A 7,553-nucleotide genomic window follows, 5' to 3' on the forward strand; every position below is an offset into this window, starting at 1 on the left:
GCTGGGCCTGCCCCTCACCGGGATCGCCCCGTGACCCCGGTGAGGGGCAGGCCCAGCGTCTCGGGGAGGCCGAGGGCGAGGTTCATGCTCTGGACGGCGGCGCCCGCGGTGCCCTTGGTGAGGTTGTCGACGGCGCTGATCGCGACGATCCGCTGCGCGGCGGTGTCGAGGGCGACCTGCACCTGGACCGTGTTGGAGCCCAGGACGGAGGCGGTCGCCGGCCACTGGCCCTCGGGAAGCAGCTGCACGAACGGCTCGTCGGCGTACGCCTTCTCATACGCGGCGCGCAGCGTCTCGGCGGTGGTGCCGGGGAGGGCCTTGGCGGAGCAGGTGGCAAGAATGCCGCGGGACATGGGGGCGAGGACGGGCGTGAAGGAGACGGAGACGCGCTGCCCGGCGACGGGGCTGAGGTTCTGCACCATCTCGGGGGTGTGGCGGTGGACGCCGCCGACGCCGTAGGGGCTGGCGGAGCCCATGACCTCGGAGCCGAGCAGGTGCGCCTTGAGGGCTTTGCCGGCGCCGGAGGTGCCGGTGGCGGCGACGACGACGGCCTCGGGTTCGGCGAGCTGGGCGGCGTAGGCGGGGAAGAGCGCGAGGGAGACGGCGGTGGGGAAGCACCCGGGGACCGCGACGCGCTTGGACCCCTCCAGCGCGGCGCGGCCGCCGGGCAGCTCGGGCAGGCCGTAGGGCCAGGTGCCGGCGTGGGGGGCGCCGTAGAAGGCGTCCCAGTCGGCGGAGTCCTTCAGCCGGTGGTCGGCGCCCATGTCGACGACGAGGACGTCGGGCCCGAGCTCGGCGGCGACGGCGGCGGACTGCCCGTGGGGCAGCGCGAGGAAGACGACGTCGTGCCCGGCGAGCACCTCGGCCGTGGTGGCCTCCAGGGTCCGCCCGGCGAGCGGCCCGAGATGCGGCTGGAGGCCGCCGAAGGCCTGGCCGGCGTTGGAGTTCCCGGTGAGCGCCCCGATCTCGACCTCGGGGTGCGCGAGGAGCAGCCGCAGGAGTTCCCCGCCCGCATACCCGCTCGCCCCGGCCACTGCTGCACGTACCACCATCGGATCCTCCTCCTCGATGGCATGACTATACGTAGCCCTGCACTTTTATGCAAAGGTTCCGTCTCGTACGTCGAGCGAGGCGGTGAGGTCGGCTTGCGGACCCGTGGCGCCCGGGCGCCACGGGTCCGGCAGGGCGTGCGCGCTGCAGTCCGGCCGGGCAGGCCGCCTACAGCGCTCGGTCACGAGCGGATTCGGAGCGGGGGGCGCGGGGCTGGGCGCGCAGCGCGGGCAGTCGGGCCTGGTGGTCCGCTCCGGACAGGCTCTCGCCCAGGGCCAGCAGGGAAAGGAGCCGCACGGTCCGGCCGGCCGCGGCGGCGGCCTCCAGCTTGTGGTGGCCGTCGAGGAGGAAGTGGGTCAGGCCCCAGTGCACGAAGTAGTCGTCTCCTCGGTCGATGGCGGGCCGGCACACGTCCAGGGTGGAGATCGCCACCGCCGTGGGGACCGTTCCCCGCTCCATGAGGGCGACGTATTCCTCGACACGATCCCGCTCGTTCCACGTCGGGGGAACCATGGGCACGACGAACTCGTAGAGGTGGGCGTCCGCGTCGACCGCGGTCTCGAAGGTCCGGTAGTACGGGGTGTGCGGGTACTCCGGAAGGCCCCAGAACTGATCGATCCCCCACGTCGTGACCTGTTCGCCGCTGAAGTAGTCGCCCTCTCTGCCGGGGATGACCAGCCGGGGTTCCACCTCCAGGAGCAGCGGAAGGTACTCGCCCTCCGGCAACAACGTGCCGAACGCATCGATCACGCCGCCGCCGTCCGGATCGGCCAGCGCTCCGGTGAGCCGTTCCTGCATGCTCTCCAGGGACAGCTTCTCCCGCGCGGTCTCCAGTCGGCGGAACAGGAGCGGGCACGTGCCGCAGTAGAAGCCGAGCTCGAAGGCAGGCTCGTCGTCGACCATGAGCAAGCGGCGCCGCGGACCGCCGCCGAGCTCCTGCAGTTCCGCATCGAAGTTCAACCGTGCCCCGGAGGCCGGGACGCCGAGCCTGCGGGGGTCGCCCGTTTTGATCATCACGGGCCGACCGTACGGGACGCCGCGGAGCGCCTCCACCGAGTACTCCGCGTCCGACCTGCCGGCCAGGTCGGCCCGGGCGCCGGTCACGGCCGCGGCCGTTGCGGGGAGAGGCGGCACCGCGCCTCCGCGACGGCTCCCGTGAGGAGGGCGAGCAGGGACAGGGCGAGGCCCGCGAAGACCACGGGATTCACCCACGCCGCCACCAGCTCGGTGCCCACGCCGCCTGACGTGACGCACTGCGCGCTGACGGGCAGCGTCCACCGCGTCACGATGCGGTCGCCGCGCACGCCCTGCGCTGCGCACATCTGGTCCGGGTCCAGGATGTGGAAACCCGACATCACGCCCCAGGTGTAGGCGCCGAACGACACCGCGGCAGCCATGACGGCGACCAGCGCGCATGTGCCCGCGCTCGGCCCGGGCCCGGTGGTGGGCCGCTGGTCGCGGAGCCGTAGGACGAGGACAAGATCGGTTCCTCCTGTCCCTCTGCGGACCCAGGGGATCCGCCGGTCTTCGTCCGCCGGGCCGGCCTGCGGGTTTCAGGGGGCCGCGGCGGCGCGTCGGATGGCCGCCAGAGTGCGGGCGACGTCCTGCGTGGTCGTCGACCAGTTGCTCACCGAGATGCGCATCACGCGGCGGCCGCGCCAGGTGGAGCCGCTGATCCAGGCCGTGCCCTCGTCCAGGAGGCGGGAGAGGACGCGGTCGGTGCGGGCGTCGGTGCCGAAGGCGGCGCAGACCTGGGTGAAGACGACGTCGTTCAGGACGGTCGCGCCGTCGATCCCGGCGATGCCCTCGGCGAACGCGCGGGCGTGCCGGCACAGGCGGTCGACGAGGTCGGCGACGCCGGTCCGGCCCAGGGAGCGCAGGGCCGCCCACACGGTGAACGCGCGGCCGCGCCGGGAGAGTTCCGGGACCTTGTCGACGGGATCGCCCTGCTCGTCGTCCTGGATGAGGTACGCACCGTGCAGGCCCATGGCGGCGCGCAGGGCCGACGGGTCGCGGACGACGGCGAGGCCGCAGTCGTAGGGGACGTTCAGGGTCTTGTGCGCGTCGGTCGCCCAGGAGTCCGCTCCGGAGCAGCCGGCCGTCAGGTGGGCGAGGGACGGGGAGGCCGCGGCCCACAGGCCGAACGCGCCGTCGACGTGTACCCAGGCGCCGGCCCGGTGCGCGGCGCGGACGCCCTCCTCGAACGGGTCGAAGGCGCCGGTGTGGATGTCGCCGGCCTGGAGGACGACGACGGTCGGGTCCGCCCCGGCGGCGTCCAGGGCGTGGCGCAGCGCCTCGGGCCGGATGCGGCCCTGCCCGTCGGCCTCGACGAGGGCGGGCGTGCCGAGGCCGAGGTAGCGCAGGGCGAGGTCGACGGCCATGTGGCGGTCCTCGCCGGCGAGGACGTGCACCGGGGGGCCGCCGGCCAGGCCGTCGCGGGCGGGGTTGCGGCCGGCCCGGGCGAGGACGGCGTCGCGGGCGGCGGCGAGGCAGGTGAAGTTCGCCATGGTGGCGCCGGTCGTGAAGCCGACGGCGCTGCCCGCGGGCAGGCCCAGCAGGTCGAGGAGCCAGGCGCTGGCGATGTCCTCGACGGCCGTGTGGGCGGGCGAGACCGTGCGCATCACGCAGTTCTGGTCCCAGGCGCTGACCAGCCAGTCGGCGGCGAGCGCGGCCGGTTCGGTGCCGCCGACGACGAACCCGAAGAAGCGGCCGCCGGGGAAGGCGGTCAGGCCGGGTTCGCAGGCGTCGGCGAGCAGGTCGACGACGCCGGCGGGCGGGGTGGGGCCGTCGGGCAGGTCGGGGCCGAGCGCGCGCACCACGTCGTCGACCGTGGCGCGGGCGGGCACCCGGCGGTCGGGCAGGCTCGCGAGCCAGCGGACGGCATGGTCGTGGGCCCGCCGGAGCGCGGCCTCGCGCGCGTCCATACCTCGGACTATGGGACGCCGGCCCCGGAGGCGCAAGCGGCGCCGCCCGAGCGCCGGCCGCGCAGTCCGGGTCCCGGGCCGATCAGCCGGGCGTGCGGAGCCGCGCACGCCCGGCGCGCGGGCCCCGGCCGCCGGATTGCGGACGCTCGGCGCACGGGCCGCGGAAACCGGACCGCGAACGCCTGGCACCGGTCCGGGGCCGAGGCTGGGCGCGCAGGCCCGGGACGCTCCCCGTGCGAGCCACGGAGGCCCCCGCCGTGCCGGCAGGACACCGGGCGCGCGGGCCGCGCGGATCGGGCCGCGAACGCCCGGCCCCGGGCAGCGGAGCCCGGGCGCGCAGGCCCCGGACGCTCCCCGTGCGAGCCACGGAGGCCCCCGGGCCACGGGCCGCGGAGGCCCCGCGGCCTGGGGTGGAGGCCGGGTCGCTGGTCCGGCAGCCCCTCACGCGCGCTGGGCGGGGCCGGGCTCGCAAGCCGCGCAAGCCGCGCAAGGCCGCAACGCCCGGCGACCCGGCCGCGCGGACGCGGGAGTGCTCGGCCCGCGGACGGCGCCCTCCGAGGCGTTACGCGGCCCGCCGACGCCCTGGGCGGGCCGCGCCCGGCGGCCGTGGGTCAGGCCAGGGAGTGGCGGACCCATACGTTGGGCTCGACGAGGACCGCGTAGCCCTCCCGCGGGTGGCAGTGGACGGGGGCCAGGGCCCCGTGGACGTGGACCGGGCCGGGGGTGTCGAAGGGGAGGCCGGTCCACTCGCGCCAGTCGGCGGTCGGCGCGCTGATCGTCTGTGAGAGCGGAGCCACGGAGTCGATGGCGGCTCCGGCGCGGACGTGGACGCGCAGCCAGGGGTCGTGCGGGAGGCCGTCGTCGCGGGTGCGGTACGCGTACTCCTCCATCGGCATGTCGGGCTCGGCGGCCTTGGCGCTGGGCCGGACCGGTGCCACGAGCTCGGCGAAGCCGCGGGCGCGCGCGTTGTCCCGCATCGCGGCCAGCAGGGCGCCGGACAGGCCGCGGCCCTGCCGGGCGGTGTCGACGCTGATCTCGACGGCACCGACGGTGTCGGCGGCCGTGCCGCGGCGCCGGTCGGAGAAGGCCCACATGAGGAGCTGGTCCCAGCCCCGGGCGGGCAGGGCACCGTCGCGGCCTGGTGCGTGCTGGGCGAAAGGGAGGCTGAAGCCGCGGGCCGCGACCTCGTCGCCTTCGGTGGCGACCAGGATGTATTCGGGGAACTCGGCCACCATGCGCGGGTAGAGCAGCCAGGCGAGCGGGTCGTGCTCGGCGAAGGCGGGCCACGAGTCCCGCATGTCCCAGAGGCGCCCGGCGAGTTCGGGGCGCTCCGCGAGGGTGGTGATCTTGATCCCGTTCATGGGCGCAGGCTAGGGGGGCCGCGGGCCGTGATCCACCGGATTTCCGTGCGCCCGTTCAGGCGCGGGCCTGGAGCGAGAGGTGCCAGTGCCCGGCGCTGCCGGTGAGGGTGACGGTGGACAGCGGGCGGACGTCCACGCTCCAGTACGTCTGCGGGGCGGCCCGCAGGGCGTAGACGAGGGCGGCGCGGACGGCGGACGGCTCGGCGACGGCGACGATGGCGCCGCCGTCCTCGGCGGGCCGGGAGTCGAGCCAGCCGCCGATGCGTGCGATGAAGGCGAGCAGGGATTCGCCGCCGTGCGGGGCGGCGTGCGGGTCGGCGAGCCAGCGCTCGACCGCTCCGGGCTCGCGTGCGGCGGCCTCGGCGAGGGTCAGGCCGCGCCAGCGCCCCATGTCCCATTCGCGCAGGGCGACTTGGGCGAGCGGGGCGTAGCCGAGGGCCTGTCCGGTGGCGCGGCTGCGCGGGCCGGGCGAGCAGTACCGCAGGTCGGCGGCGGCGAGCGGGACGAGCGCGGGGGCGGCGGATTCGAGGGCCCGCCAGCCCTCGCCGTCCGGGGGGCGGTCGTCGTCGAAGCGCTCGGCGAGCAGCATGGAGGCGCGGGCTGCGGCGACGAGCGTGACCCGAACGTTCATGCGGTGATGGTGGGGCGCCCGCCGCCGGGGGTCAAGCGTCCTGCGGACGGGCGTGCGGGTCGGCGCCGCCGCCGAGGGAGGTGCGCAGCCGGTGGACGGCCTCGCCGAGCTCGGCCGCGCCGGAGACCCCGGCGAAGCCGAGGCGGACGTACGGGCCGGGGGGCTCGGCGCAGAAGTACGGGCGCCCGGGCGCGACGGCGACGCCCGCGCGCAGGGCGGCGGCGGCGAAGGCGGCGTCGTCCCCGCTGTCGGGGCGGACCCACAGCTGGTAGCCGCCGGCGGGCAGGTGGGGCAGGTGCAGGCCCGGCAGGGAGCGCCGCAGGGCGCCGGCGAGGACGTCGCGGCGGTGGCGCAGTTCGGCGGCGACGGTGCGCAGGTGGCGGGGCCAGGAGGGGGCCCCGACGAGTTCCAGGGCGGCTTCCTGGAGCGGGCGGGGGACGAAGAAGCTGTCGACGACCTGGATGGCGCGCAGCCGGTCCATGACGGGGCCGCGGGCGGCGAGGGCGCCGACGCGCAGGCTGGGCGAGGTGGCCTTGGTCAGCGACCGGACGTGGACGACGACGCCGTCGTGGTCCTCGGCGGCCAGCGGGAGGGGCAGCGGGCCGGCGTCCTCGTGGGCGAGGTGGCGGGCGTAGTCGTCCTCGACGACGAACGCGCCGGCGGCGCGGGCGGTCCGCAGCACCTCGGTGCGCCGCTCGGCGGAGAGGACGGCGCCGGTGGGGTTCTGGAACAGCGGCTGGCATACGAAGACCCGCGCGCCGGTCGCTTCGAACGCGGCGGCCAGCAGCTCCGGGCGGACGCCTTCGGCGTCGACGGGGACGGGCACGGGCCGGCACCCGGAGGCGCGGGCGATGGACAGCAGCCCGGGGTAGGTCGGGGATTCGACGAGGACGGGTGCGCCGGGTGGGGCGAGGGCGCGCAGGGCGGTGGTGAGGGCGCTCTGCCCGCCGGCGGTGACGAGGACGTCGGCGGCGGTGGCGGACCCGCCGATCTCCCGGGCGAACCAGTCCCGCAGTTCGGGCAGGCCCTCGACGGGCGGGCGGCTCCAGGCGCCGGGGCGGCGTCCGGCCCGGGCGAGGGCGGCGGCCATGGCGCGCTCGGGCTGGAGGGAGGGGTGCAGGTAGCCGCCGCTCAGCTCGATGACCCCGGCAGGCGGGGCGGCCAGCGAGTGGAGCACGCCGGAGGCGTCGACGGAGCGCGGCACGACGTCGCCGGCGCCCTCCGCGCTCAGGGCGACCTCCTGCCAGGAGGTGTCGCCGGGCGCGCGTTCGGGCGTGCGGGGGCGGGCGCGGTAGGCGCCGGCGCCGGGGCGGGTGACGACGAGGCCCTCGGCGGCGAGGAGGGCGAGGGCGCGGGAGACGGTGACGGGGCTGACGCGGTACCGCTCGACCAGAGCGCGGCTCGACGGCAGCTTTCCGCCGATTGAGTAGCGGTCCAACTCGGAACGCAGGGACTCGGCCAGTTCCGCCACACTGCTACGCTCGTACATGAGAGCACAGAATAGCGCTACCCGGTCCACGCCGATAGCGGTCGGCGACCCCGCCACCGCGGTCCGCTCCCGCGCGGCGCCCCCTGCCTCCTCCCCCG

At 76.4% G+C, this 7,553-nt stretch carries 7 protein-coding genes; all 7 read right to left on the reverse strand.

Annotation, left to right across the window (positions count from 1 at the left end; all coding sequences use genetic code 11):
- Positions 1-14: 14 nt before the first annotated feature.
- A complete protein-coding gene (gene argC / locus EF903_RS25200) occupies positions 15-1,052 on the reverse strand; it encodes an N-acetyl-gamma-glutamyl-phosphate reductase (protein ID WP_125546853.1) in 1,038 nt (345 codons plus the stop codon).
- 166 nt (positions 1,053-1,218) lie between these two features.
- Positions 1,219-2,064: a hypothetical protein gene (locus tag EF903_RS25205; RefSeq protein WP_185902812.1), complete on the reverse strand. Its 846-nt coding sequence runs from the start codon at positions 2,062-2,064 to the stop codon at positions 1,219-1,221.
- Between the two features lie 86 nt (positions 2,065-2,150).
- Positions 2,151-2,447 (reverse strand): hypothetical protein, encoded by a 297-nt coding sequence (locus tag EF903_RS25210; protein WP_260615892.1) that lies wholly within the window; start codon positions 2,445-2,447, stop codon positions 2,151-2,153.
- A 156-nt stretch (positions 2,448-2,603) separates the two neighbouring features.
- Positions 2,604-3,974: a pyridoxal-dependent decarboxylase gene (locus EF903_RS25215; RefSeq protein WP_125546855.1), complete on the reverse strand. Its 1,371-nt coding sequence runs from the start codon at positions 3,972-3,974 to the stop codon at positions 2,604-2,606.
- Positions 3,975-4,585: 611 nt separating this feature from the next.
- On the reverse strand, positions 4,586-5,335 hold the full coding sequence (locus EF903_RS25220; RefSeq protein ID WP_125546857.1) for an N-acetyltransferase: 750 nt from the start codon (positions 5,333-5,335) through the stop codon (positions 4,586-4,588).
- A gap of 55 nt (positions 5,336-5,390) precedes the next feature.
- Complete coding sequence (locus tag EF903_RS25225; RefSeq protein WP_125546859.1) at positions 5,391-5,966, reverse strand: histidine phosphatase family protein; 576 nt, start codon at positions 5,964-5,966, stop codon at positions 5,391-5,393.
- A 31-nt stretch (positions 5,967-5,997) separates the two neighbouring features.
- Positions 5,998-7,455: a PLP-dependent aminotransferase family protein gene (locus tag EF903_RS25230; protein WP_125546861.1), complete on the reverse strand. Its 1,458-nt coding sequence runs from the start codon at positions 7,453-7,455 to the stop codon at positions 5,998-6,000.
- Positions 7,456-7,553 lie beyond the last annotated feature (98 nt).

The sequence above is a fragment of the Streptomyces sp. WAC05292 genome, from assembly GCF_003949955.1.
Lineage (GTDB): Bacteria > Actinomycetota > Actinomycetes > Streptomycetales > Streptomycetaceae > Streptomyces > Streptomyces globosus.

Coding starts and splice junctions, on each gene's coding strand:
- EF903_RS25230 (WP_125546861.1), bottom strand. CDS start 7,455: ATGTACGAGCGTAGCAGTGTGGCGGAACTGGCCGAGTCCCTGCGTTCC.
- EF903_RS25215 (WP_125546855.1), bottom strand. CDS start 3,974: ATGGACGCGCGCGAGGCCGCGCTCCGGCGGGCCCACGACCATGCCGTC.
- EF903_RS25210 (WP_260615892.1), bottom strand. CDS start 2,447: ATGGCTGCCGCGGTGTCGTTCGGCGCCTACACCTGGGGCGTGATGTCG.
- EF903_RS25205 (WP_185902812.1), bottom strand. CDS start 2,064: ATGATCAAAACGGGCGACCCCCGCAGGCTCGGCGTCCCGGCCTCCGGG.
- EF903_RS25225 (WP_125546859.1), bottom strand. CDS start 5,966: ATGAACGTTCGGGTCACGCTCGTCGCCGCAGCCCGCGCCTCCATGCTG.
- EF903_RS25220 (WP_125546857.1), bottom strand. CDS start 5,335: ATGAACGGGATCAAGATCACCACCCTCGCGGAGCGCCCCGAACTCGCC.
- argC (WP_125546853.1), bottom strand. CDS start 1,052: ATGGTGGTACGTGCAGCAGTGGCCGGGGCGAGCGGGTATGCGGGCGGG.